We start from the raw sequence: 24,220 nt of genomic DNA, 5'->3' as shown, positions 1-24,220 counted from the left end.
TTCTTCCAACTTGGCGTACAGGGCGCTGGTGAGGAATATCCAATGACGATAGGTGCCATCGATTGTAATGGCGCGGGCAAACCGCAACTGCGTAAAACATTAAAACTGTGGCAAGTGGTCATGATGGGCCTGGCCTATCTGACGCCGATGACGGTGTTTGACACCTTCGGCATCGTCTCTGGCGTAACGGATGGCCATGTTCCGGCTTCATACCTGTTTGCCTTGGCAGGGGTTTTGTTTACCGCCATCAGCTACGGCAAGCTGGTGCGCCAGTTTCCAACGTCGGGGTCTGCCTACACCTATGCGCAAAAGGCCATTAATCCTCATGTCGGTTTCCTGGTGGGCTGGTCATCGTTACTGGATTACCTGTTCCTGCCGATGATCAATACCTTATTGGCCAAGATTTACCTGACGGCCCTGTTCCCAGAGGTGCCACCATGGATTTGGGTGGTTGGCTTTGTGATTATCATCACTGCGATCAACCTGAAAAGCGTCAATCTGGTGGCGAACTTCAATACGTTGTTTGTGTTGGCGCAAGTGGCGATTATCGTCGTCTTTATTTTCCTGGTGGTGCACGGGTTGCGTCATGGTGAAGGTGTTGGCACCGTGTGGAGCCTGAACCCATTTATCAGTGAAAACGCCCATCTGCTACCTATTATCACGGGTGCTACCATCCTGTGTTTTTCATTCCTCGGCTTTGATGCGGTGACTACGCTGTGTGAGGAAACGCCGGATGCCGCCAGGGTGATCCCCAAGGCCATCTTCCTTACTGCGCTATACGGTGGAGTGATCTTTATCAGTGTGTCGTTCTTTATTCAGCTGTTCTTCCCTAACATTGAGCGCTTTAAAGAGCCCGATGCTGCACTGCCGGAAATCGCTTTGTACGTGGGCGGCAAGCTGTTCCAGTCGATATTCCTGTGCGTCACTTTTATCAATACCCTGGCTTCTGGCTTGGCATCCCACGCCAGTGTTTCACGGTTACTGTACGTGATGGGGCGTGATAACGTCTTCCCGGAAAAATTCTTCGGCTATATCCACCCTAAATGGCGCACCCCGGCGCTTAACGTGTTGTTGGTAGGGTTAGTGGCATTATCGGCCTTGTCTTTTGACCTGGTGACGGCGACTGCGTTGATCAATTTCGGTGCGTTGGTGGCCTTTACCTTTGTAAACCTTTCCGTGGTCAGCCATTTCTATATCCGCGAAGGGCGTAACAAGACCTGGAAAGACCGCTTCCACTTCCTGATATTACCGCTGATAGGGGCATTGACGGTGGGGGTGCTGTGGTTGAACCTGGAAAAAAGCTCGTTGACCATGGGGCTGATCTGGGCGGCATTAGGGTTTGGCTATCTGGTCTATCTCACCCGGCGCTTCCGCCAGCCGCCACCCCAGTTGGAGCGGCAGCCACAACAGTAAATTCATCGGGGCGTAACTGATTGTTGCGCCCGTTTGCCACCTCGCCTTTCTTTTTCCCACGCCGGGCAGTAGAGTAAAAAACCGATAAAAAATAAATGATTGGACCTTACCCTAATGCCACCCTTATCCGTTTCCCATAAATCGACCTTGCTTGGTTTGCTAGCCATCTTGTTGTGGAGCAGTGTCGTTGGTTTGATCCGCAGCGTTAGCGAGGGGCTGGGGCCAGTGGGGGGGCGGCGATGATCTACAGCGTTGGGACGCTGTTTTTGCTGATAGTCATGGGCGTTCCGAAACTGCGTGAGTTCCCTCGCTCTTATCTGATCATTGGCAGCCTGCTGTTTGTGCTGTATGAGATTTGCCTTTCGCTGTCTCTGGGGTATGCCAACAGCCGGATGCAGGCCATTGAGTTGGGGATGATCAACTATTTGTGGCCCTGTTTTACCGTTTTATTGGCGATTGTGTTTAACGGCCAAAAAGCCAAATGGTGGGTGTTGCCTGGGCTGCTGCTTTCACTGTTCGGGATTGGCTGGATCATGAGTGGTAATGGCGGATGGTCACCGGCACAAATGCTGGCGAATATACGTAGCAATCCGCTGAGTTATGGCCTGTCGTTCAGCGGGGCGGTGATCTGGGCAGTCTATTGCAACGTCACCAAGAAAATTGCGCAGGGCAAAAATGGTGTGGTGCTTTTCATGGCACTGACCGCCTTGGCGTTGTGGACTCTCTTTCCCTTCAGCCATGAAACGGGCATGCATTTTAGCCTGCCGGTTAGTGCCGCTTTACTGGGAGCAGGTATGGCAATGGGGGCGGGTTACGCCGCGTGGAACGTGGGGATCCTACATGGCAACATGACCCTGCTGGCGACGGTATCCTATTTCACCCCGGTCTTGTCGGCGGTTTTTGCCGCAGTGGTACTCAGTACTTCTCTGACTATCAACTTCTGGCAGGGGGTAATTATGGTGACTCTCGGCTCACTGATTTGCTGGCGGGCAACCCGTGCTGCCTAGCACTTATTTTACCGTGCCCGATAAGCTAAAAGATAAATTTAAGCTAATCTAAAAGTAAGAGTACGACTGAAGGAACGGTAAAAATGAGAAATGATATTCAGTTTATTCAGCAACCTGCGCTTCACGGGCAAAGTTTCAGTGCTGGCGATATCGTCCGCTTGACCACTGCCAACCTACCTCATGAATATCAACTTGATGTGGTTATTTTACGTCGCGATGACAAATTGATTTACGGTTCGGTGGTGGTAGCCGCCCCTAAAACTGATATCCCGGTCGCCCGTTGGGAAATCGCCCGGGGGATGAAGTGGTTTTCCGGCAGGAGAATATCGCCAAGGCGGTACCTGGTGTCCGTTAAGAACCGGTAATGCCAATCGGGTCATGAAATAAACCGCAGCACAAGATGTAGCTGACCAAATCCAATGGTAAGGGTGTTTTTAGTTTCTATCACATTAACTAAATGCAAAGGATTCTAATTTGCTATTAGAATTATCCCGAGGTTATTGTTAACATCATGTGATTATTTTTAACCCTTGATTGCAATTGGTTCTGACTATCATGACTCTATCAGCAGACACCGCGCGTGTATTTATTGGCTGTGATCCGAACGATTGTGACCTTGAACAGATGATGGTGCTGGAATACAGCCTGCGCAAACATGCGACTATTCCTGTAGAACTGGTATGGATGCGTTTGTCACGTGATCCCGCCAGCTTCTGGTATTCTGGTGCAGGAAAAGGCTGGACAACGGAGCGCTGGGCGACGCCTTTCTCAGCGTTTCGATGGGGGATCCCGGCTTATTGTGGTTTCCAGGGCCGGGCTTTTTATACTGATGCGGATGTTCTGTTCCTCTGTGATATTGCTGAGATATGGCATCACCCGATGGAAAAGGGCAAAGCGATGCTCGCCGCTGGCAGTAACAAAGATCTGCGTTTAGGCGAGTTGCTTTGGGATTGCAGCGCTGCGGCCCGCTTCCTGCCTCCAATTGAAGAACTGCATCGCGACCCTGATGGGCATAAAAAGATACAGCGCTTTTTTGAAGCACATCCGGAATATATAGAACCGCTGGCGGCGGAGTATAGCAATCTTGATGGTGATGACTTACCGCTAAGCTCATTGAAAACATTGCATTATTCTGATATGGGCAGCCAGTTTACCCACCGTTTTTCTCTTCCGCGCCTGGCTTCTGAGAACAAAAAACACTGGTTTGACGGGAAAATTTATAACCATTATCGTCAGGACCTGCGTGAATTGTTCGAACAGTATTATTACGAAGCATTAGAAGCGGGCTATTTGCTGGAAAATTACCGCAATCAGACCTTGTTTGGTCATTTCAACAAGCAGTCGCAGGTGGTGTATGACGGCAATCCGATCACCCGCAAAAAGAAATCGATGCTGCGCTCTCTGTTCGGCAAAATCCGGGGGTGAGATTCTACGCTTGCATTGCTCTCCTGATCTGACGTTTTTATAACGTTTATTCCCTATTTTCATTCAAAAAAACCGACAGTCAGTTGTCGGTTTTTTTGTCTTTTCTCTCTTTCAGAAGAGATTCTCCAGTTACCTGACCTTGTCAAAACCCTGGCTTTAAAAGCAACTTACATGATTAAAATCACATCAAAAATGTTTCTCATTGCAATATTTTTTAAAAAATGAGAACGCAATCGATTGCTTAATCGCAAAATGCATAACTGGATCACAGATTCTTACAGTCAGTGGTTTCTATAATGCGCGCGGTGAACAAGAAAATGATTAACCGTTCTTTTACACCCAGGTTTCATCAGACTCATCGTCATCTTTTTAACGGGCAGGAAATGGCCCATTCAGCATGTGGTAATAAAATGAAAAAAATAGCTCTCGCAGCAGGTGTGCTTCTCGCAACGTCTTACAGCACAGCATCAATGGCTGAAAGCAAAGACAGCCAGTTCGTATCGGATTGGTGGCACCAGAGTGTCAACGTCGTTGGGAGTTACCATACTCGCTTCGGACCACAGCTGAACAATGATGTGTATCTGGAGTATGAGGCGTATACCAAGAAGGATTGGCTGGATTTCTACGGTTATGTGGATGTGCCAAAATTCTTCGGCACGGGCAACACGCCAAACCGTGGTATCTGGGATAAGGGTTCACCGCTGTTTATGGAGATTGAACCGCGTTTCTCCATCGACAAACTGACTGACACCGATTTGAGTTTCGGGCCGTTCAAAGAGTGGTACTTTGCCAATAACTATATTTATGACATGGGGCGCAACAACGACTCGCGTCAGAGTACCTGGTATATGGGCCTGGGCACCGATATCGAGACTGGCCTGCCGATGAGCATGTCGATGAACATTTATGCCAAATACCAGTGGCAGAACTACGGCGCAGCTAACACCAACAGCTGGGATGGCTACCGCTTTAAGGTGAAATATTTTGTTCCGTTGACTGAGGCGTTGGGTGGCAACCTTAGCTATATCGGTTTCACCAACTTTGATTTCGGTTCAGATCTGGGCAGGGACGACTTCACGGTCAATGGCCGTCAGGCGCGGACCAGCAATTCTATCGCTTCCAGCCACATTCTGGCGCTGAACTACGTTCACTGGCATTACTCCTTTGTCGCTCGTTACTTCCATAACGGTGGTCAATGGCAGGATGGGGTAGATATCGGTACACCTCAGGGGCCAATCAAATCTACTGGCTGGGGTTACTACCTGGTTGCCGGTTATAACTTCTGATTTTCCGTGGTATCAGAAACAGAGAACCCCGCATCGGCGGGGTTTTTTTGTGGTTATTCCTGGCTATTTACCACCGGCAAATGTTTTACAGGCATAACCAATTTACCTTTAATAATGCAACACTCATTTTCGATCCACTTAAGGATTTGTTCTCGGCTGACGCCTGCGAATTGCGCATAGCGATGAAGATCGCCGTTGAAGTGTTGAGTGATATATTCCATTAAGGTCATTTGCATGGCAAAAACTCCTGAACGCCCACCCGTTGCCAGCCTGGCCACCGCGGGAGGTTAAGGTTTGTAATCGCTAAATTTAAATTATCTGTAACATAATATCAACGTAAAGCACTGGCACGAGGCATAATTAGCCCCAATTGCCAAAGAAATCCCACCGGAAACCGGTGAGTATTATAATGACACAAGAGGGTATTTACGCCGCAACGATAAAGAGCGCTTTAACGTCTTTCTGAGGCACTCTCAAAGTACGGGATGGTTTGTTTGGCGGCAAGGAAAACCCCTAACATTGTTTCGGTTTTTGTGAGTAGTTTTGAGCGTTATCGATTTCTGGTCGGGATGTTCAATTTCATAACTCAGGTGAATATTACGCTACATGTCACCAAGGACGAAGGCGCCCTGCGCAGGGGGAAACCAACAGGGCACATTGCTGCAGGGTTAAACCCTGGCGCTCATTTCACGTTTGAAGGTGAGTATCCGGCTGCAGTTAGCTATCAGGTCAACGTTGTAACCGCGGAAATAGAGGCAGAATCGTTTGAAATACGGGCCGTCCTGGCTTTCCACCAACATCTGCCCATTGCCAAGTGAACTCAGGGTGCCGGTTTGTGCTGCCGGGCCAACACCAATATGGATCTTGTTGCCGCAGATTTCGAAAGCGGTGCGGTATTGAGGATGATACCAGACTCCCTGCACCTGATTGAGGCAACCTGTTTCCGCCGCCACGGGCAGGAAACGGCGCTGAACGTGGCAAATTTCTCCTTCGATGGCTTCACCGGTCCATTGCAGACGCATTGGCCGATGGGCAGAGAGCGAAACAGCATAGCGGCTATCCTCGCTTTGGTAGAGTGGCTCGTCGGTTCCCAGATAAGCCACGTTGCCTTCTTTGACTTCAAGCCAATAAGGTTCTGCCACGGTGGTATAAATTCCGTCTGGGATAGCCGTGCTGCGTTGCGGCAGGGTTTCTTCTAACAGCGCTGCCATTACCTGCAAAATAATACCAAAACTGTCGCAATCTTCGCGGTTGGAAACCAGCAAAGCACCGGCTCGCCGATCTGCCGACAGCAAAAAATAGGTCTTGTAGCCATAGTGAGAGCCGCCATGGCCAAGCAAAGTGTGGCGGCCAAGAGGGATTTGTGCCAGCCCGAGCCCATAGCGGCTGACCTGGCCCTGGTTAAGCAGACGTGGGGAACTGAGCTGTGCCAGTACGCCTTCGCCAGGTGGGGTGTCAGCCAATAAACATTGCATCCAACGTGTTATCGCGTTGGCACTGCCGGTCAGGCTGCCAGAGGCAGAAAGATGCAATCCGGCACAGGTCTGTTGCCACCCCTGGGAAGTATGCCAATAGCCTGGCACCAGTCCTGGCACCACATCAAACCAGCTCTCAGGCGCTTGCAGTTGCACATCAAGCGGGCGGGCCAGATGTTGCTGTACCAGATGGTTAAAATGATATCCCTTGGCCTTGAGGGCCTCTTCTACCAAACGGTAGCCGGTATGGGTATAGGTGATTTCGTTGCCGGGCAGGTAGTTGAGCCGAGTCAAACTCTGGATGAATGCCATCACGGGCTGGGCATCGCTAATCGTGCTGGCGGAAATACCAAGCAGGCCCAAGGTTTCACCAACGTCGGGCAGGCCGCTGGTCATATCCAGCGCCTGACCAACGGTGACTTGTGCCAGTTGACCCTTTAAGGCGGGTAACAGTTTGCCAAGGCGATCATCAAGATGCAGGGCGTTGTCGGTGGCGTTGAGAGCTAATGCGGCAAAGATATGTTTTGTCATCGAGGCATAGCGCACTACGCTATCAGCGGTAAAGGGTTCATGACGTGCCAGATCGGCCAACCCGGCACAGACCACTGCCTGAGTTTTCACTTGGTCGAAGAGGGTAATAGCCCCACCTGGTTCGCCTTGAGTTTGCCAGCCAGCTAACAGTTGCGTGGCTTTTACCTGCGCAGCACGCCAGTTTAGCGGGGTATCGGTCATGGTTACCTCCTGAATTACTTGTCGAGACAGGCCATTCTGGCCAGATGAGTGCTCATACTCCCCACAGCAATAATCATCAGGTGGAGAGAGTGAGGGGCCCGGGTTAGATCTTTTGTGTTGCAGGTCTAATTTGCTATCGCCCTCTGTCACGAGCGGATGGGCTAAAATAGCCAGATTTTTGCCCGATTGTGGCGCATGGCAAGGGATGCGGGCCGCTGTTTTGTGCGTTGTTCGGATCCGCTCAAACTATTTCAGGCAGAATTGCGATGGAGTGCTCAAAATGCAGAGGGACAAGGGGAATATTGGACGAAAATGCTCCAGCCCAGAGGGGCCGGAGCGGCAAGATAACCTGCAGTCAAGCCCGCAGTTCTCCCCAGGTCAACATGCTTTCCAGCATTTGCTGCAGCAGGCGCTGCAAGGGCGCCGCACGCACGGCGTCAAAGGCGAACGGATACTGTTCGGACATATAATTAACCTGCGCCAGCTCCAGTTGCACTGCATGTACGCCTTCCTGAGGTTGCCCGTAAGCGCGGGTAATATATCCTCCTTTAAAGCGCCCGTTGAGCACGTGGCTGAACTGTTGCTGCTGTTCACAACAGGTGACCAGCCGATCGCTCAACGCAGTGGCACAGCTTTCGCCGCTGTTGGTGCCCAAATTAAGGTCTGGTAGTTTGCCTTCGAACAGGCGCGGGATCACGCTGGCAATCGAGTGGGCATCAAACAGCAACGCATAGCCATGTTTTGCTTTCTGGCGTGCGAGCTCATTTTGCAGTTGTTGGTGATAGGGCTGCCAGATGTTTTGCAGATATCCAGCGCGTTCCTGGTCATCAGGGGCGGCATCAGGGAGAAAACTAGGGCGGCCATCGAACAACACATCGGGGAATAAACCGGTGGTGGCGGTGGTATAGAGCGGTTTGTCATCTGCCGGGCGGTTAAGATCGATCACAAAGCGGGAATAGTTACCAACCAGAATGCTGGCACCCATAGCGCGGGCAAATTCGTATAGCCGTGGAATATGCCAATCGGTGTCCGGTAAGGGTCGTGCGTCGTCGGTTAAGCCCTTTTCTACTGCCGGTGTCAACCGGGTTCCTGCGTGAGGGATACTGATCAACAGCGGCAGATTTCCGCCCTGAAACTCAAAAGGATCGCGAATCATCATTTACGGACTTCTCCTCGGAAAATTACCGTGCAAGGCAGTTGACCGCCTAGCCAATATGCCAGTTCCGCCGGGCGCGCCAGCGGCCAATGAACAAAATCGGCCACTTTGCCAGTTTCCAGTGAACCATGACTTTCCTGCAGGCCCAAGGCAAGGGCAGCGTGTAGCGTAACCCCCGCCAGCGCTTCTTCCGGCGTCAAGCGGAACAGGGTACAGGCCATATTGATCATCAGGCGCAGTGACAAGGCGGGGGAGGTGCCGGGATTGGCATCGCTGGCGACAGCCATAGCGACGCCGTGTTTGCGGAACAATTCGATCGGTGGGCACTGCGTTTCGCGCAGCAGGTAATAGGCCCCCGGCAACAAAACCGCTACGGTGCCGGCCGCTGCCATTGCGATGGCGTCTGCTTCGGTGGCGTACTCCAGATGGTCGGCAGATAATGCATGATGCCGCGCCGCCATTGCGCTGCCGCCTAGAGCGGATAGCTGTTCGGCGTGCAGTTTAACCGGCAGGCCAGCTTTCTTTGCGGCAGCGAAAACCCGTTCGACTTGTGCAGGGGAGAAGGCCAGATGTTCGCAGAACGCATCCACCGCATCGGCCAGGCCTGCTGCTGCCGCTTCTGGAATGATGCTATTGCAGACCAATTCAATATATTCATCGCTGCGCCCGGCGTATTCCGGTGGCAGGGCGTGGGCGGCCAGGCAGGTGGTTTTTACCTCGACGGGCAATAATTCACCCAGTTTGCGGGCTACGCGTAACATTTTGAGCTCACTTTGCGGTGTTAACCCATAGCCTGATTTGATTTCCACGCAGGTCACGCCTTCGGCCAGCAATGGACTCAAACGGAACATAGCCTGTTCCAGCAGTTGCGCTTCTTGCGTGTCTCGCGTGGCATTCACGGTAGAGAGAATGCCACCCCCTGGGCGGCGATTTCGGCGTAGCTCACCCCATTAAGCCGTTGCTCAAACTCACCGCTGCGATCGCCGCCAAATACCAGATGTGTATGGCAATCAACCAGCCCAGGAGTCATTATCCCACCGTCAAACTTCGTGGTTTTTGCCGCGGTTATGGCAGGCATTGACGCCAGCTCACCTATCCAGACAATTTTGCCTTCCCGTACGGCGATAGCACCATCGCTGATGATGTGATACTTGCCTTGGCGCATGGTGACAATATCGGCGCCTTGCCACAGGCTGTCACAGTGGATCTCAGACCTCATGGTATTTCCGCTCCCACATGGTTGTATATACAATTAAAAATAACCTAACGTATTCGCCAGCATGCTACAAGAGAGAGGATAAGAATTTGTTACCGGGATGTGATGAAAAGCGAAAAAACGGGTGCGGGGTGCCGCACCCGAGGCAGAATTCAGACCTGGGTGGTAAAACGGCCAAACAGTTGGTAGCGGCTGCCTGGGTAGAGCAAGCGTGCGGAGGTGACCACGGTTTTACCCGACCAGGTGCGGCGGTGGATCAGCAGGCCAGGCTCATGGTCTTCCAATTGCAGTAATTCGCGTTCATGCCGGGTTGGCACCACGGCTTCAACTATATGCTCGCCCGCCGTCAGCGGGGCAGACTGAGTCAGGTAAATATAAGGTGTGACCCGGTCGAAATCCTGTGTCATGTAATCGGGGGCTGCCTGCGGGTTAACGCAGCGATCTTCCACCTGCACTGGCACATCATTTTCGTAATGCACAATCTGGGAATAGAACAATTGCTGGCCCGGTTGTATCCCCAATGCCGTAGCCTCTTCATCGCTGGCTGGTCGCGCTTTAAACTGCAGGATTTTGCTGCTGTGGCGATGCCCACGGGCGGCAATTTCATCGGCTATATTATGGACTTCCAATAAGGCAGTATGTGCCTTGGCTTCGGCAACAAAGGTGCCGACGCCCTGCATACGGATCAGAAATCCTTCGCTGGTCAGCTCACGCAAAGCGCGGTTAATCGTCATGCGGCTGACGCCCAACTCAGCCACCAGTTCGCTTTCTGAGGGGACGCGTTGATGTGGCTGCCAGTGGCCTGCACGGATCTGGCTGATTATTGCCTGCTTGACCCGTTGATAGATTGGGGCGGGGGTATCGCTCATTGCTGCAACCAACTGCACCAGGGTCTGTTGATCTACCACGACGTTAACCTCGTCAAATAAAAAAATAATAACATCAGTTTACTGTTGATGTTGGAGTACGTATATGTATATACAAGTAGGGGCCAATTCACCAGATTAATGAAATTGGTTCACATTTTTTTACCTGCGCGCTTGCTGCGCGTTCTTAGCCGTTACACCTACTTTGGAATACTGCTATGCCTGCTTATTTTGCCTCTCGCGCACTGCTCCCCTCCGGTTGGGCACATAACGTGCGGCTCGATGTTGACGCGTCCGGCCAACTGACCCAAGTGACCCCGAATGCTGAACTCGCTGATTGTCTGCGCCTGCACGGTGATGTGGTGCCCGGTATGCCGAATCTGCATTCCCATGCTTTCCAACGGGCGATGGCCGGGTTGGCGGAAGTGGCAGGCGATCCGCAGGACAGCTTCTGGACCTGGCGCGATCTGATGTATCGCCTGGTACAACGCCTAACCCCGGAGCAGGTTGGGGTTATTGCCCGTCAACTGTATATCGAAATGCTCAAGGGCGGCTATACCCAGGTCGCAGAGTTCCATTACCTGCATCACAATCCGGACGGTAAATCCTATGCCGATCGCGGCGAAATGACGGGCCGCCTCAGTTTGGCTGCCCAACAGGTCGGCATTGGCATGACGTTGCTGCCGGTGCTTTACAGCTATGCGGGTTTTGGTGCTCAACCCGCGCAACCGGGGCAAAAACGTTTTATTCAAGACGCCGACAGTTATCTGGAGCAGCAACAGGTGATTGCTCGCCAATTGGCAGGGCAACCATTGCAGAGCCAAGGGCTTTGCTTCCATTCTTTGCGCGCGGTCGATCTGGGCCAGATGCAGCAGATCCTGGCGGCTTCGGATGGTAATCTGCCGGTGCATATTCATATTGCCGAGCAGCAAAAAGAAGTGAATGATTGCCTGGCCTGGAGCGGCCAACGGCCGGTGGCCTGGCTGTTTGAGCATCTGCCAGTGGATAGCCGTTGGTGTCTGGTGCATGCCACCCATCTGGATCGCGAAGAACTGGAGCAATTGGCGCGCAGCAAAGCGGTAGCCGGGTTGTGCCCGACCACCGAGGCCAACTTGGGCGACGGTATCTTCCCTGGCGATAGCTATCTGCATCACCAGGGGCGTTGGGGGATTGGCTCAGATAGCCACGTCTCATTGAGCGTGTTAGAGGAGTTGCGCTGGTTTGAGTATGGTCAGCGGCTGCGCGATCAGCGCCGTAACCGTCTGACGACGCCAGAACAACCTGCAGTAGGGGATGTGCTCTATCACCAAGCATTACAAGGCGGTGCGCAGGCCTGTGGTGCGGCGATTGGCAAACTGGCTGTGGGATATCGGGCGGACTGGCTGGTGCTGGATGGCGATGACCCGTATCTGGCTGCGGCACCGGACGCATCAATCCTCAACCGCTGGCTGTTTGCCGGTGGTAAAGAACAAATCCGCGATGTGTTTGTTGCCGGCCGCCAGGTGATTGAGCAGGGGCGCCATGCGCTGCAGCAGCAAAGCAGTGCCGAGTTCCTGCAGGTGTTAAAAACATTCATGCAGGAGATGTGATGAAACTTACCTGTTTTAACTTTGCCGAGCTGCCGGTCAGCCCGTGGCGTAATGGCGGTGGGGAAACGCGTGAAATCACCAGCCAACCCCCAGGCGGCGAGTTTGATTGGCGTGCCAGTATCGCCACCATTGCACAAGATGGCCCATTCTCGGCTTTTAATGGCATCGATCGCTCCATCACTCTGCTGGAAGGTGATGGCGTGCATCTGTACAGTGCAGGGCAGATTGACCACGGGCTACAGAAAATCGGCGAACCCTTTGCTTTCTCCGGCGATGTGGCGTTGGACGCCAAGCTACTGGGTGGCAGCAGCCAGGACTTCAACATCATGACGCGGCGTGGTCGGCAAACGGCGCAGGTGCAGCGGATTGTTGAAACCATTGGCCTGTCGCTCCAGCATGCCGGTGTGCTGTATGTGTTAGGTGGGGAATGGCAGTTGCCTGACGGTAAGCGACTGGCCATTCGGCAAGGTTGCTGGTGGTTGCCAGGAGAAGGGCCGCTGCGGTTGATTGCTCAAGGGAACGACGCGGTAGCTCTGTGGGCCGATATCCTGCCAGCCGATCTGGCGTAATGTGACGGTGCTAATCGGTTAATTAGTGACGTTGTCACACGACGGCAATGCCCCAGCCTGCAAGTTGTGCTGGGGCAAAGTAGTGATGGAATTACAGTTTAGGCCCCGCATTAACCAGTTTTTTGCCCGTAGGGGTAACGGTATATTTACTAAAATTATCAATAAAGCGTTGAGCCAGATCCTGTGCTTTCTCCAGCCACAGCGACTCGTCGGCGTAGGTTTTGCGTGGATCGAGTATTGAGGGATCTACACCAGGCAATGCATCAGGCACCGCCAGTTCAAAGATCGGCAGGGTAAAGGTTTGTGCCTGCTCGATATCCCCACTGAGAATGGCATCGATAATGCCGCGCGTGTCTTTAATTGAGATCCGGTTACCGCTGCCATTCCAGCCGGTATTCACCAGATAAGCCTGTGCGCCCGCCGCTTCCATACGTTTTACCAATACTTCGGCGTACTGCGTCGGGTGCAACGCCAGAAAGGCGGCGCCAAAACAGGCTGAGAAGGTCGGGGTTGGGGTGGTAATCCCGCGCTCGGTGCCTGCCAGTTTGGCGGTGAAGCCAGAAAGGAAGTGGTATTGCGTCTGCGCCGGGGTCAGGCGCGAAACCGGTGGTAATACGCCAAAGGCATCCGCGGTCAAAAAGATGATTTTCTTCGCGTGACCCGCTTTGGACACCGGTTTGACAATGTTGTCGATATGGTAAATCGGGTAAGAGACCCGCGTGTTCTCCGTCTTGCTCGAATCGTCAAAATCAATGCTGCCATCGGCCAGCACCTGAACGTTTTCCAGCAGCGCATCGCGGCGTATCGCCTGGAAGATTTCCGGTTCCGCCTGAGCAGAAAGCTTGATGGTTTTGGCGTAACAACCGCCTTCAAAATTGAAGATCCCATCATCATCCCAACCGTGCTCATCATCGCCGATCAACTGGCGTTTAGGGTCGGTAGACAGCGTGGTTTTACCGGTGCCGGAAAGGCCGAAGAAGATCGCGACATCCCCCTGATCCCCCACGTTGGCCGAGCAATGCATAGAAGCTATGCCTTTCAAGGGCAGCAGGTAGTTCATGACCGAGAACAACCCTTTTTTCATTTCGCCGCCATACCAGGTACCGCCAATCAGTTGCATACGCTCGGTCAGGTTGAAAGCCACAAAGTTTTCCGAATGCATCCCTTGTTGTTGCCAGTCCGGATTGGTGCATTTGGCGCCGTTGATAACCACAAAGTCAGGTTCAAAATTGTTAAGCTCGGCCTGCGAGGGGCGGATAAACATGTTTTTGACGAAATGCGCCTGCCAGGCCACTTCGGTAATAAAGCGCACTTTCAATCGGGTATCGGCATTGGCTCCGCAAAATGCGTCCACCACAAACAGCCGTTTATCGGAAAGCTGCTCACCTACCAGGGTCTTCAGGCTCTGCCAGACTTCTGGCGTGAGCGGCTGGTTATCATTTTTGCCGGTGCCGCTGTCGGCCCACCAGACGGTATCGCGCGTAGTGGCGTCACGTACAATGTATTTGTCTTTTGGCGAACGGCCTGTGAACTCACCGGTATCCACATTGACCGCCCCAAGCGTAGTAAGCACGCCGCGTTCCAACTGCGGTAAGTCGGCGCGGATCTCTTCGGCAAACAGTTGCTCGTAATCAGGATTGTGGACGATTTCGCTAGTGCGATAAATACCGTAACGGGCGAGGGTTTGTGGGGTAATAGTTGCAGACATATCGACTTCCTTATTGGCCTATGTTGGGCCTCGCTTGGCACGGTGCTGCATGCAAAAGCAAGGCGCAGTTCCGTTGTTCGGATCAGGCTTGCGCCACTCCCGTTCTAAATACCTGCCAGACGGTAATCAGGGGCACACTGCATCATCGCGCAGAGCTGCCTTCTAAAGCATAGCAGTGAAGGATGTTGGGTGTTGTTGATAATGGGAAACCGTAGCGGGCAGGTCAGGGGGATGATTAACCTGAGTCAGCGGCTAATTCCCGACAAATCCTATTAATACGCGGCGCAAAGCATGAGAATCTAGCGCTAGAGAGGCCGGGCTTGCATACCTTGGGCTTTCACGGATCGCCAGCCATCCGGCTGGCGATTCACTTCCCATCTTTCAGCATGTTTATTGCGGCGCTAATCAGGATCCGTTGTTCAATATCTTGGCTCTGGGCCAAGTGCTGCATCAGTTGGTTGGACAGGCTGGCTACCGATAGCACCTCGCCGCGATGGCGCAGTTGCATCACGCTGTCACCAATCAACCTGGCAACCTCATCCCATACCGGTTTTATCTCCTGCTCCGAGAACTTCATTAGCTAACCTCGGCTGGCTTATTTTTGGTCAATGTAGCAGTTGCACACCGGGTTCGCCACTTGGCTGGTCGTAGGGTAATAAAACCGGAAGGATAAAAAATAATCCGTCAGTGTTTCTTCTTGTTTTTATAGTCGATACTGGTTTTGTCGAAATCACATGAGGGCAAAACCATGAAACTGGTCGAACAATTGGCTGCTTATTATCAGCTTAGCCAACATGCAGAAGTGAAAAACCGTTGGTGCCGTTGGTGGCTACCACAAGGGGAAGCGCGCATCGCTTATTTGCGGGAATTGCTGGAGCCGCTGGCAACAACCTCATCTGGCCGAGAGGCGAAGGTGAAAAAAACAGCAGCGGATTAGCCGAAGACCATCGCGGCCCAACGCAGTAATAACAGTGCGGTACAGATCAGAACCAGGATCACAAACATCTTCCAATGCTTGGCACGCATACGCTTGGTTGGCAATTTTACCTCCTTGATTCTCTTTAGCTGCAGAGATACCAAATAACCAGGCCAGCAATTACGATGACCATAAAAATGATGATTTTCAGTAAATCGCTGAAAGTGTCATCAGGATCTTTCTCTGCATTGTTCATATGGCTGCCCGGTAGGCTGCGGTTAACTACGTCTTGTTGCACAGTATGCATGCTGCAGCGTATTACGCCCAGAGCATTAGCGAAAAAACACGTAAAAAGCGATAAACTCCCCGCCTTGGCGGGTGCAGGCAGCAGGGAATACAGTGTACTATCCTGAGTGCATTGGTGACTCAATAAAAAGGTAAGGCAATGGCTGTTCCTGAAAAGTATGAAAATGTAGAACGCTGGGCGTTTGGTGATACCGAACAACAGGCGGATGAACTGGCCAAACTGGTATTGGCAGGGGTAAAAACTGCCACATGCTCCAGCCTTGACGGTGAAGGGATCCCACAGCCTGGTGATGTCTTTGTGATCGTAGAGGGTAAGAACGAGCCAGTTTGTGCGATAGAGTTGACCACGGTAGAGATGAGCACCTATGAACAGGTTGGCGAAGCTCATGCCTTGGCGGAAGGTGAAGGCGATCGAACCCTGGCCTACTGGCGCAAAGAACATAAACGCTTTTTTGAAGAGTACGAGCTGTTTTCGCCGGATATGACCCTGGTGCTGATGCACTTCAAGGTTATCGAAAAGTTCTGAGTGACTGCGCCTGCCGCAAGCATCCTGTTTTGCTTTGGAAGAGGCCATCGAATAAAAAAGCGCGCTGTGCCCAATGGGAGCACAGCGCGCTTTTTTTGTTTGCATGGTTTATTCAAGCCGCATCACCCATGCATCGTTTTTCCGATCATAATGGTGTTTGTACAGCAGTGACTGTTTGCCATCAAGGGTCGCCGGGATGCTGGTGTGCTCGTCCCAGCCATCCAGTTGCATACACAGGTCGGGGTCTGATTTGCAGGGAATGGTAAGCGTGCTTTTCCCTTCGGCATGTTGTGATGCAGACGTCAAATGTGCGTCATCAACCTCGAAACTGCCTATTTTTACCACGGTTTTGCCCATTGGAACTCCTTGCTCATGCTGGTGGTATGAGGTGTGACCAGTTTAGGTCGACCGTATGAGCATAGACAAAGGGGCCAAGAAAGCCACAAAAATTTCTCACAGGTGCGAGGTTTAATACTCCACCACAAAGCTGACATTGTCCTGATAAGTGCCAACCGCTTGCTCAGGTTGTGCCGGATTGATGGCCGCTTTATAGGATATCGCCTGCGCCAGGCCAGTGCCTGAGCCGCTTTGTTTGTTGGTGCTGTCCCACACCGTCGTCGTGTCAGGCAGATAGATCTGGTATTGCAGAAAGTTGGTCGTGCCGCTTTTCATCTGCCGCCAGCCGGTTACCGGGTTATTACCGTTGGTGAAATAGGTATTGTAGCCTTCGGTTTTGGTGCAGGTCAGGTTGATACTTTGGGTGATCGGATTAAATTGTCCCACCAAAGCCATGCTGCCGAAGTTGATATTGCTGGTTGTGCCTATCAGGCAATCTTTGGTGATGGCTGCAGTGACGGAAACCGAATTGAGTACATTGGTGTCGCTCCAGGAGCCCAGGCAAACCAACACTCCTGTATAGCAGACGGTATAGGTCCAACTCAGGTTAATGGTGTCGGTGTAGGTGCCAGCGCGCACGTTAGCACCCACGGTTGTCTGGATATACAGCGGGATCGAGACGTTGGAAGAGACGAAAATCAGTGAAATCAGGTTCAAGGAACCGTAATTGATGGTCTGCCCGGTGGTATAGGGATATTGGTAGTTGGCATCAGGATAAATCAGGTAAGGGATTTTATCCCCAGAGCCACTGTTATCGAGCAGAAACATATTGTTGGTCGTAGTGAGGATTTTCACTATGACCGAGTTGGAGGTCAGCACATTCAACCCAACGCCGGTACAGTTCAGGCCACCGCTACCCTGGGCATGTATCAGTGAGCTATACGCGCTGATTGAGGTATTGCTGCCCAGATTCACCGAGCCTGCTGTTACAGCACACGCGGCCAGCGCTTGGTTGCAAAAAACAACATGGCGCACAGTAATAGCGTGGGTAATCCCCTCATCATTCTCTTCCTCATTAATTATCTCTGTCAGCTATTGGCAAATGAACGGCCCGATACTCTGCATGCCTGCTGTTTTCTCCAGGCTGAATTCTGCCTGGCAGGGCGGGCTGCCGTCGGCGGGGATCACGCTCAGGCGGTTATGCTGCTGCACCGGGTCCAGATAGGTCATGCCGTCCCAACCCACGTAGCTCTGTTGATGGCTGCCCATTACGGCGACCTGGCTACCGTTAGCCAGAGGAGCGCCATGTTTGTCGACCAGTTTGACGTCCGCCGCCGCGACTTTTTCAATCGGGAAATCGACCAGATAGCCACTCTGCTGGCGGATGGACACCGTTTGCTCCACCTGCGGGATGGCGACATCGGCGGGTAAGGTAAGCGGGTCAATCTGAAATTTGGCGTGATAATACGAGGTGACAGTTGGCACCAGCAGATAGCCTTGGCTGTTGGTGGTGCCAATCAGTTGATTTTCATAATGCACCGGAATACCGGCATAGCCCTGTGTGGAGACCAGTGCGAAGGCGTCGCTGATGGTGTTGGTGGCGTAAATGCCGCCATTCATCGCCACCAGCGAGCCGCTGACTTCGCCCCAACGAGTATAGGCGCCGCTGTTGCCGTAGAATCCTCCGCGGGTTTCTAACAAGCGGGTACGCCAGGTGACGTCTGCTTGATGATAGGCGCTGCTGTTTTCCTGGCCATTGGCGTAAGACAAGTTCCAGCCCAACCCTCCTTCAGTCGGCGCGGCACGGCTGTAGTTTACGCGCTCGCTCCAGCGGTTGTTATTGTCGCGTGTGCTGCTGACGTTGGCTGTCCCCCAATTATTTAACGGAATGGTGAGCTGCAACTGGCTGCTGAAACCATTGCTACCGATTTCCCGGTTTACAGACGCATACAGACTCAGGTTACGCCAAAGCGACAGACTGTAAGAAAAGTTCACCAACCGCGTGCGCTGGCCAATCGCATCGCGCACATCAAAGTAACCAGCCCCAATGCTGCCATATTGGTCAAGGCCAATGCTGCCGGTAAGCTGATCGGAACGGCGGCTCAGACGGAAGTCACTTTTATAGACGGCAAGATCGCCATAACCGGCGCTGCGTAAAATCCGCTGGGCGTTCAGGCTATAACGCTGGTTGCTGTAGGTGTAGCCAACGCTGGTCTGATCGCCATGATGACTGGAGTACTGAAACACTGGTTCGGGTTGCGAATCGGTGAGCGGCCTACCGGTCAATGGATCCAGCGGCTCTGGTGGGTGGTAAGTGCTATCGCTGTTAAAGGCGCCGTCGCTGGCCTGGCTGAGGCTGTAAGAGGTGTTCAGTACTCCCCATTGCCCCAGACGTATGCCGATACCCGCACCACCAACCGCCAGTTGTTCTGCACCTTCGGCCCGCCCTTCCAGCGTTATCCAATCTGCCAGACCATGACGGCCACTGGCGCTGGCGACCCACTGGCCATAGTCGGCCGAACTGATGCCATAATTGCGCCGCAAGGCCCCGGTCGAAACACTGAAATCACTCAGTCCAGCCTTGAGCAGGTTGCTGGCAACATAGAAGGGCACGACGGTGCTGACCTGGCGCCCCAGTGCATCGGTGGTGACAACGGTCGCTTGCCCGGCGCCGTTGATAAACGGCACGGTATTAAGCGTAAAAGGCCCGGGGTTAACGTTTACCGAACTGCTTTTATAGCTGTTGATAAACAGATCAACGCTGGTGGGTACTGAAGCCTGGCCCGAGAATTGGGGTAGCGGATAGGTGATCAGATCCGGGCGGGTAGCAAAGTTGCGCGCCAGTTGGAGCCCACCCAGACGCACTGCGCTGGTCCAAGGCAGCGAGCCGGTCGTCAGATCGCCGCTGGTATAGCTCAGCATGCGGTCGTCATCGTTATAACGCCACTGACTGTCATAACGGATATAACGGCTGGCCTGCTCTCCATCACCGCCGTTAATCGTGCCACGGAAAATACCGGTATTGGCGATCACTCCGAACCCATCAAACAACCGTTGTTCACTCCAGGCCGAAAGGTTACCTGGCTGATGGGTGCTGCCGGTTTGGCTGGCATAAACATCATAGTTGAACAAGAAACCGAGGCTGCTTTGTGCCTTGATGCGCTGCTCCTGGTTTTGGGGGTTGAAGTGCTGTGCTGGCAACCAGTCATTTGGCACATTGATCAATAACTGCTGGTTTTCCCCGCTGTAACTGACGTCAACCTGTTGCCATTGATCGACGGCGATCGCTTTCGCTTGCTTATCTTTAACCGGTAACCCGGCTTCAGCTAATTGTTGTGGCGTGAGGTAATAGTGGCCCCCACGGTAGATTACCGGGATCACTTTGCCGGTTTTACGGCCATTGATCACCGGCTCCAGGTACAAAGTTGTATCCGGCATGGCAATTGCGCTGGGCGGAGGCGGCAGGTCATCGGCCTGGCTGGCTGGGGACCAGAGGCCAACAACTACGCTTAGTACCGCCAGAGCCAGGGGGTTCATAATAAACCCCTGGCGTACAGGTAATGGCATCAGCTGAACCAGGGGTCAATAAACCGGGATGGTCAGTGGCTGTTTGTTGTCGTTTACCGTTGCCAGCAGTCGGCCACCGGCAAAGCCCCTGAAGGTGGCAAGGCAAAGCGCATCTGCGAACCTGGCAACACATAGCCTAGCAAGCCGCCATTGAGGGGTTTCCCTTCTAGCGTGACTTTGGAAATCCGCGCGTGAACCTTCCCCTGGTTGCGGACCTCCAGCCAGCGATCGCTACTTTGTTGCAGCAGGCGATAGCTCAGTGTCGGCTGGTTGGCTTGGGTGTAATCACGCGGGCGCTCGTAGTCTTGTTTTGTCCAGACGCCCGCACCGCTGACGAACAGAGGAACCGAATAGCGCATCTGGAATTTCAGCCCCAGTTGCGCTCCGTTATCTGTGTCATTTCCCTGCTGATCTTTGATCGGAACTTCATCGATCAGGACGCGGTAGGCGTGTTCCTGGCCAGCAGGAACCGGGGCCTGTTTGATCAACCGAATGAGCTGGCGTTTGCCCGGCGCGATGGTGGCTACCGGCGGGCTGGCTACCACCTGGTTTTGATTGCTGTAATCATCCTTACCTGCAATTTGCTGCCATCCCAAGACCCGGATCTGCATATACACCGTTTTGCTGTCACGGTTTTCCAGCCACAGGGCAGTGGCAGGTTGCGATTCTTCGATAACCGGGTCGATAGGCCAAATCAATATGGAAGCGGCGGCCATTGCTTGCTGTTGCATGGCCAATAACAAACCTGCCATCAACGGCAAGCGGTAGGGGATTCGCATGGCTCAATCCTTTTCAAAAAACTTAATAAGTCACCGTCAACAAGACTGTATCGCTATAAGTGCCGCTGGTGGGCAGGATACTGGTCGAAAACAGACGGGCATAAACTTTGATTTCTTGTGTGCTGCCAGAGGCGGTGATCACCTGGGTTGTTCCGCCGTTACTGCCATCGCCCCAAATGCTGGAGTAATTGCTGTCTTGGTAGAGCTGGTAAAGCAGCGTTTCAGTCGTAACGCTGTTTTGCAGTTTTCGCCCGGCACTGATGGAGCCGGTCACATGGGTGCCGATCCCCAACCCCAACGTGACGCTCAGATTAGGGTTGCAACGCAATACCACCGAACCGGCATTGGCGCTGGACACCACGCTGATATTGCTGCTCAGGGAAGAAACCTGCCCGAAGCTGAGCGTGCCGAAGGTGCTCACATCGCTGACGCCGCTCCCTAACACGCAGCCTTTCACGATCGATGCGTTGACGGTGAAGGGCTGGCTCTTGCTCAAATCGTTTATGCCGGTGTCACCGAAGGCTGCCATGCTGCAGAGCAATAGCCCGCAAAAGGAGAGCCGCATAATATTCACCAATTGATGGTTACCTGAACGGTGTCGGAATAACTGGCGATAGCAGGAGACGCCTGCACCGGGATACGGCCATAGACAGGCAGCCAGGTATCCTGGCCGTTGGCAGTTTGCGATATCCCGGTAAGGTTGTCCCACACCACGCTATAGGCGGCGCTGGTATACAGGTTGTAATTCACGCGTCCACCAGCACTGCTTTGCATATAGCGCGATGCGGTATTGCCACTTTGGCCGCCGTTAAGTAACACGCTGTAGCTGGTCCCGTTGTTACACTTCACCCGGATGGCACCGGCATTTTGTTGGCCGGTCACCGTTATCTCGGTGGTGAGGAAAGAAGCGGTGCCGAAGTTCAGGGTGCCAAAATTGACATTGCCCCCAACGTTAGTACCGGCTTCACAGGAATTCACCAGCGTGGCGCTGATACCAATGCTGGCGTTTTTGCTGTCCGCCAGGGTAACCATGCTCAGTGTTAATAAACTGAACGTGAAAACAACCCGGATCACGATTACCAGGTTACCGTCATGGTTACAGTATCGTTATAAGCTCCGGTATCCGGTGTTGTACCTGAGGCAGGCACGCGGCCATAGACGATTAACGGTACGGCGGCGCCGGTGCCGGTACCACTCAGAACACCTGTGGTGCTGTTCCATGCGGTCGCATGGCTGGCATCCTGGTAAAGGTTGTAGTTGATATAGGCGCCAGCCACGCTGGCCATACGGCGTTGAGTGCCAGTGGGATTCAGGCCGTTATTCAGCGCAACGGTATAGGGCGTGGTAGCCGTACAATTGAGCGTCAGAGTGCCAGTGCCGCCGCTGCCGGTAGAGCTGGCATCGATGATGTTGGCCAGCGAGGAATAGGTGCCGAAACTGATCGAGCCAAAATCGTTGTTGCTGCCACTGCTGTTACCGCCACCCACCACACAGCCTGCGCCGATGGTTAAGGAAACACCGAGATTGCCTTGAATAGTGCCTGCTTGTGCTGCGCCATTAACGCACAGCAAGGTTGCCACTGAGGTCAATGCCATCAGAACTTTTTTCATAATTATTCCTTCCTCTGACAAAACAACTACGCAAAAGCGCCATCGCTTGGTGTGGATGAACGCATTAGTTTCTTTTAACAGTTAATTAATAGAAGAAGAATTGAGAAATGTCTTGGCAGGAAATGAAAAACTTTGCGGATTGTGATTTTGGGATGTGAAACCCATAACAATAGGAGTAGTAAAGGGAAAGTATAAGAGGGGGAAATCACAAACGCATTTCCGGGAGTGATTCTCCCGGAGTTCACATTTACTTTACTGATGGAAATCCAGGGTACCATCGCGAACCAGTTCCCGTGGCAAGCTGTTTTTTATCCGGGAGCCTATCCGCTTGGCTAACCCCAATGGTTGGTGCTGGTAGGTGACTATGCACTCGTTACCCTGTGGCGGTTGCTGCGGATATAAGTCACGGCCATGGAACCATTCCTGCGCCAGTGCCGCGTCCAGTTCGAAACTCTGAGGGTTGCCACTGGTCGCCAAGGCAATCACCGCCTCATGCTGCCAGCGGAACCCTTTTGGGAAGCTTTCCGCCAATTTCAGGCCAATGCGGGAGAAACGCACTTTGCCGATCAAGGGCTCTAATTCTGCTGGAAAAAGCCAGACTTCTTTATCCCTTGCCCAAAGTTTGCTGGTTTCATTCCAGGCTAATCCGCAAGTTGCGGCAGCTTGCGCCACCTGGGCAGCATCCTTGGCGGAAAGTGGAGTGAAAGGGAACTTGCCCACTTTATAACCCGGCTTGGCCAGAGGCGTGACACTGTAATTTTTACGCAGGCGGGCCACAAAAAAACCTTCGCTGTCATAAATTTGCGGGAAAACGTGCAGGAACCCTTCGGCGGTTAAGGCTTTATCCGCTGCAGGGAACAGCTCACCCAAGGGTTCAATGCTGACGGCGTCACCATAGGTCGCCAGCAGATGGTTTACCACTTGCTGATTCTCTTGTGCGTTCAGGGTGCAGGTGGAGTAAACCATCACGCCGCCTGGGGCCAGGGCGTGGAATGCGCTATCGATCAATTCTCGCTGGGTTTCGGCGATGCTGGCAACGCTTTGTGGTGACCAGTTGCTCATGGCATTCGGATCTTTGCGCACTACGCCTTCGCCAGAACAGGGGGCATCCAGCAGGATCGCATCAAAGCTCTCCGGCAACGCGGCACCAAACACCCGCCCATCGAAATGGGTCAGCGCCACATTCTTCACGCCACAACGGCTGATATTGGCATGTAGCACCTTCACGCGGCTGGCCGAGTATTCATTGGCCACGATCCCGCCCTGATTATTCATCAAAGCGGCGATCTGGGTGGTTTTAGAGCCCGGTGCGGCAGCCACGTCCAGAACCAGGCGCGGGGTTTCGCGGCCGGCAAACAGGGCACTCACTGGCAGCATGGAGCTGGCTTCCTGAATGTAGAACAGCCCGCTTAAATGCTCGGCCGCACTGCCCAGGCGTAACGCTTCATCTTCACGCTCGATCCAGAACCCTTCAGGGCACCAGGGAATGGGTTCTAACCGCCAGTCATAGTCCTTGACCAATGCCAGAAAGTCCGCAACGCTGATTTTCAGCGTGTTGACACGCAGACTGCGCCGCAAAGGCTGTTGGCAAATAGCGATGAACTCATCGAGGGATAAATGATCTGGCATGATGGCGCGGGTAGCGTCAAGAAAAGCAGGAGGCAAAAAAGCAGGGGCAGACTTAGCCACAGGGAACTCTCAGGGCGGAAAAAACCGAAGGGGCTAGTCTATCATAAAT

22 protein-coding genes and 4 pseudogenes are annotated in these 24,220 nt (G+C 53.1%); 9 read left to right on the top strand and 17 right to left on the bottom strand.

Annotated features, from left to right (window positions below; genetic code table 11):
* Window positions 1-42 precede the first annotated feature (42 nt).
* From ACQ86O_RS20605 to ACQ86O_RS20585, 5 genes and pseudogenes are all read left to right on the top strand, one after another.
* A complete protein-coding gene (locus ACQ86O_RS20605) occupies window positions 43-1,413 on the top strand; it encodes an APC family permease (RefSeq protein WP_431222648.1) in 1,371 nt (456 codons plus the stop codon).
* A 114-nt stretch (window positions 1,414-1,527) separates the two neighbouring features.
* Window positions 1,528-2,420: pseudogene (gene yddG / locus ACQ86O_RS20600) on the top strand (aromatic amino acid DMT transporter YddG).
* A gap of 83 nt (window positions 2,421-2,503) precedes the next feature.
* Window positions 2,504-2,775: pseudogene (locus ACQ86O_RS20595) on the top strand (hypothetical protein).
* 269 nt (window positions 2,776-3,044) lie between these two features.
* Complete coding sequence (locus ACQ86O_RS20590; protein ID WP_431222647.1) at window positions 3,045-3,845, top strand: glycosyl transferase; 801 nt, start codon at window positions 3,045-3,047, stop codon at window positions 3,843-3,845.
* Window positions 3,846-4,255: 410 nt separating this feature from the next.
* Window positions 4,256-5,131, top strand: a complete 876-nt coding sequence (locus ACQ86O_RS20585; protein ID WP_431222646.1) for a nucleoside-specific channel-forming protein Tsx — start codon at window positions 4,256-4,258, stop codon at window positions 5,129-5,131.
* A gap of 53 nt (window positions 5,132-5,184) precedes the next feature.
* On the opposite strand, the gene ACQ86O_RS20580 is transcribed toward ACQ86O_RS20585, so the two are convergent.
* The 5 genes and pseudogenes from ACQ86O_RS20580 to hutC all read right to left on the bottom strand — a co-directional run bounded on the left by ACQ86O_RS20580 (window position 5,185) and on the right by hutC (window position 10,579).
* A complete protein-coding gene (locus tag ACQ86O_RS20580; RefSeq protein WP_431222645.1) occupies window positions 5,185-5,367 on the bottom strand; it encodes a hypothetical protein in 183 nt (60 codons plus the stop codon).
* Between the two features lie 432 nt (window positions 5,368-5,799).
* Entirely contained in the window at window positions 5,800-7,338 is a 1,539-nt protein-coding gene (locus ACQ86O_RS20575; protein WP_431222644.1) for a serine hydrolase domain-containing protein, read from the bottom strand.
* Between the two features lie 355 nt (window positions 7,339-7,693).
* Window positions 7,694-8,497 carry an N-formylglutamate deformylase gene (gene hutG, locus ACQ86O_RS20570; protein ID WP_431222643.1) on the bottom strand — a complete coding sequence of 268 codons (804 nt, stop codon included), beginning with the start codon at window positions 8,495-8,497 and terminating at the stop codon, window positions 7,694-7,696.
* A pseudogene (gene hutI, locus ACQ86O_RS20565) lies at window positions 8,494-9,713 on the bottom strand (imidazolonepropionase). The gene hutG and the pseudogene hutI overlap by 4 nt, the downstream one beginning before the upstream one ends.
* 149 nt (window positions 9,714-9,862) lie before the next feature.
* A complete protein-coding gene (gene hutC / locus ACQ86O_RS20560; protein ID WP_431225788.1) occupies window positions 9,863-10,579 on the bottom strand; it encodes a histidine utilization repressor in 717 nt (238 codons plus the stop codon).
* A gap of 215 nt (window positions 10,580-10,794) precedes the next feature.
* Between hutC and ACQ86O_RS20555 the strand changes: the two genes are divergently transcribed.
* Both ACQ86O_RS20555 and ACQ86O_RS20550 read left to right on the top strand, forming a co-directional pair.
* Window positions 10,795-12,165 (top strand): formimidoylglutamate deiminase, encoded by a 1,371-nt coding sequence (locus ACQ86O_RS20555; protein ID WP_431222642.1) that lies wholly within the window; start codon window positions 10,795-10,797, stop codon window positions 12,163-12,165.
* Window positions 12,165-12,734 (top strand): HutD/Ves family protein, encoded by a 570-nt coding sequence (locus ACQ86O_RS20550; protein ID WP_431222641.1) that lies wholly within the window; start codon window positions 12,165-12,167, stop codon window positions 12,732-12,734. Before ACQ86O_RS20555 ends, ACQ86O_RS20550 begins: the two co-directional genes overlap by 1 nt.
* Window positions 12,735-12,825: 91 nt before the next feature.
* Here the strand turns inward: ACQ86O_RS20550 and pckA are convergent, their stop codons facing one another.
* Entirely contained in the window at window positions 12,826-14,442 is a 1,617-nt protein-coding gene (pckA, locus tag ACQ86O_RS20545) for a phosphoenolpyruvate carboxykinase (ATP) (RefSeq protein ID WP_431222640.1), read from the bottom strand.
* 367 nt (window positions 14,443-14,809) lie between these two features.
* Window positions 14,810-15,019 carry a hypothetical protein gene (locus ACQ86O_RS20540; protein WP_431222639.1) on the bottom strand — a complete coding sequence of 70 codons (210 nt, stop codon included), beginning with the start codon at window positions 15,017-15,019 and terminating at the stop codon, window positions 14,810-14,812.
* Window positions 15,020-15,190: 171 nt separating this feature from the next.
* Here ACQ86O_RS20540 and ACQ86O_RS20535 point away from each other — a divergent pair, with 171 nt between their 5' ends.
* Window positions 15,191-15,379, top strand: coding sequence for a hypothetical protein (locus ACQ86O_RS20535; protein ID WP_431222638.1), 189 nt, complete (start codon window positions 15,191-15,193; stop codon window positions 15,377-15,379).
* Here ACQ86O_RS20535 and yniD read toward each other — a convergent pair.
* Together yniD and ACQ86O_RS20525 are read right to left on the bottom strand one after the other, a co-directional pair.
* A complete protein-coding gene (gene yniD, locus ACQ86O_RS20530) occupies window positions 15,376-15,483 on the bottom strand; it encodes a small membrane protein YniD (protein ID WP_431222637.1) in 108 nt (35 codons plus the stop codon). The genes ACQ86O_RS20535 and yniD overlap by 4 nt on opposite strands.
* 20 nt (window positions 15,484-15,503) lie before the next feature.
* Window positions 15,504-15,656 (bottom strand): hypothetical protein, encoded by a 153-nt coding sequence (locus ACQ86O_RS20525; RefSeq protein ID WP_431222636.1) that lies wholly within the window; start codon window positions 15,654-15,656, stop codon window positions 15,504-15,506.
* 147 nt (window positions 15,657-15,803) lie between these two features.
* On the opposite strand from ACQ86O_RS20525, the gene ACQ86O_RS20520 reads away from it, so the two are divergent.
* Window positions 15,804-16,190: an ASCH domain-containing protein gene (locus ACQ86O_RS20520; protein ID WP_431222635.1), complete on the top strand. Its 387-nt coding sequence runs from the start codon at window positions 15,804-15,806 to the stop codon at window positions 16,188-16,190.
* 108 nt (window positions 16,191-16,298) lie between these two features.
* Here ACQ86O_RS20520 and ACQ86O_RS20515 read toward each other — a convergent pair whose 3' ends face one another.
* The 8 genes and pseudogenes from ACQ86O_RS20515 to rsmF all read right to left on the bottom strand — a co-directional run bounded on the left by ACQ86O_RS20515 (window position 16,299) and on the right by rsmF (window position 24,171).
* A complete protein-coding gene (locus tag ACQ86O_RS20515) occupies window positions 16,299-16,547 on the bottom strand; it encodes a DUF1480 family protein (protein ID WP_431222634.1) in 249 nt (82 codons plus the stop codon).
* Between the two features lie 111 nt (window positions 16,548-16,658).
* Window positions 16,659-17,501 carry a Csu type fimbrial protein gene (locus tag ACQ86O_RS20510; protein ID WP_431222633.1) on the bottom strand — a complete coding sequence of 281 codons (843 nt, stop codon included), beginning with the start codon at window positions 17,499-17,501 and terminating at the stop codon, window positions 16,659-16,661.
* Window positions 17,502-17,618: 117 nt separating this feature from the next.
* The gene (locus ACQ86O_RS20505; protein WP_431222632.1) at window positions 17,619-20,063 is read right to left on the bottom strand and encodes a fimbria/pilus outer membrane usher protein; all 2,445 of its coding nucleotides are present in this window, start codon (window positions 20,061-20,063) and stop codon (window positions 17,619-17,621) included.
* Window positions 20,064-20,108: 45 nt separating this feature from the next.
* A pseudogene (locus tag ACQ86O_RS20500) lies at window positions 20,109-20,872 on the bottom strand (fimbrial biogenesis chaperone).
* Window positions 20,873-20,894: 22 nt separating this feature from the next.
* Entirely contained in the window at window positions 20,895-21,437 is a 543-nt protein-coding gene (locus tag ACQ86O_RS20495) for a Csu type fimbrial protein (RefSeq protein WP_431222631.1), read from the bottom strand.
* A 5-nt stretch (window positions 21,438-21,442) separates the two neighbouring features.
* On the bottom strand, window positions 21,443-21,946 hold the full coding sequence (locus ACQ86O_RS20490) for a Csu type fimbrial protein (protein WP_431222630.1): 504 nt from the start codon (window positions 21,944-21,946) through the stop codon (window positions 21,443-21,445).
* A gap of 2 nt (window positions 21,947-21,948) precedes the next feature.
* On the bottom strand, window positions 21,949-22,482 hold the full coding sequence (locus ACQ86O_RS20485; protein WP_431222629.1) for a Csu type fimbrial protein: 534 nt from the start codon (window positions 22,480-22,482) through the stop codon (window positions 21,949-21,951).
* 252 nt (window positions 22,483-22,734) lie between these two features.
* The gene (gene rsmF, locus ACQ86O_RS20480) at window positions 22,735-24,171 is read right to left on the bottom strand and encodes a 16S rRNA (cytosine(1407)-C(5))-methyltransferase RsmF (protein WP_431222628.1); all 1,437 of its coding nucleotides are present in this window, start codon (window positions 24,169-24,171) and stop codon (window positions 22,735-22,737) included.
* Window positions 24,172-24,220: the final 49 nt, after the last annotated feature.

This window comes from Serratia sp. L9, assembly GCF_050632285.1.
GTDB lineage: Bacteria > Pseudomonadota > Gammaproteobacteria > Enterobacterales > Enterobacteriaceae > Chania.
The sequence above is the reverse complement of the archived record's forward strand: the minus strand, read 5'-3'. Positions and strand labels throughout refer to the sequence as shown.

Coding starts and splice junctions, on each gene's coding strand:
- ACQ86O_RS20605 (WP_431222648.1), top strand. CDS start 43: ATGACGATAGGTGCCATCGATTGTAATGGCGCGGGCAAACCGCAACTG.
- ACQ86O_RS20520 (WP_431222635.1), top strand. CDS start 15,804: ATGGCTGTTCCTGAAAAGTATGAAAATGTAGAACGCTGGGCGTTTGGT.
- ACQ86O_RS20505 (WP_431222632.1), bottom strand. CDS start 20,063: ATGAACCCCCTGGCTCTGGCGGTACTAAGCGTAGTTGTTGGCCTCTGG.
- ACQ86O_RS20590 (WP_431222647.1), top strand. CDS start 3,045: ATGATGGTGCTGGAATACAGCCTGCGCAAACATGCGACTATTCCTGTA.
- ACQ86O_RS20485 (WP_431222629.1), bottom strand. CDS start 22,482: ATGAAAAAAGTTCTGATGGCATTGACCTCAGTGGCAACCTTGCTGTGC.
- ACQ86O_RS20585 (WP_431222646.1), top strand. CDS start 4,256: ATGAAAAAAATAGCTCTCGCAGCAGGTGTGCTTCTCGCAACGTCTTAC.
- ACQ86O_RS20555 (WP_431222642.1), top strand. CDS start 10,795: ATGCCTGCTTATTTTGCCTCTCGCGCACTGCTCCCCTCCGGTTGGGCA.
- pckA (WP_431222640.1), bottom strand. CDS start 14,442: ATGTCTGCAACTATTACCCCACAAACCCTCGCCCGTTACGGTATTTAT.
- ACQ86O_RS20550 (WP_431222641.1), top strand. CDS start 12,165: ATGAAACTTACCTGTTTTAACTTTGCCGAGCTGCCGGTCAGCCCGTGG.
- ACQ86O_RS20575 (WP_431222644.1), bottom strand. CDS start 7,338: ATGACCGATACCCCGCTAAACTGGCGTGCTGCGCAGGTAAAAGCCACG.
- ACQ86O_RS20540 (WP_431222639.1), bottom strand. CDS start 15,019: ATGAAGTTCTCGGAGCAGGAGATAAAACCGGTATGGGATGAGGTTGCC.
- ACQ86O_RS20495 (WP_431222631.1), bottom strand. CDS start 21,437: ATGCGGCTCTCCTTTTGCGGGCTATTGCTCTGCAGCATGGCAGCCTTC.
- ACQ86O_RS20515 (WP_431222634.1), bottom strand. CDS start 16,547: ATGGGCAAAACCGTGGTAAAAATAGGCAGTTTCGAGGTTGATGACGCA.
- hutC (WP_431225788.1), bottom strand. CDS start 10,579: ATGAGCGATACCCCCGCCCCAATCTATCAACGGGTCAAGCAGGCAATA.
- hutG (WP_431222643.1), bottom strand. CDS start 8,497: ATGATGATTCGCGATCCTTTTGAGTTTCAGGGCGGAAATCTGCCGCTG.
- ACQ86O_RS20535 (WP_431222638.1), top strand. CDS start 15,191: ATGAAACTGGTCGAACAATTGGCTGCTTATTATCAGCTTAGCCAACAT.
- ACQ86O_RS20580 (WP_431222645.1), bottom strand. CDS start 5,367: ATGCAAATGACCTTAATGGAATATATCACTCAACACTTCAACGGCGAT.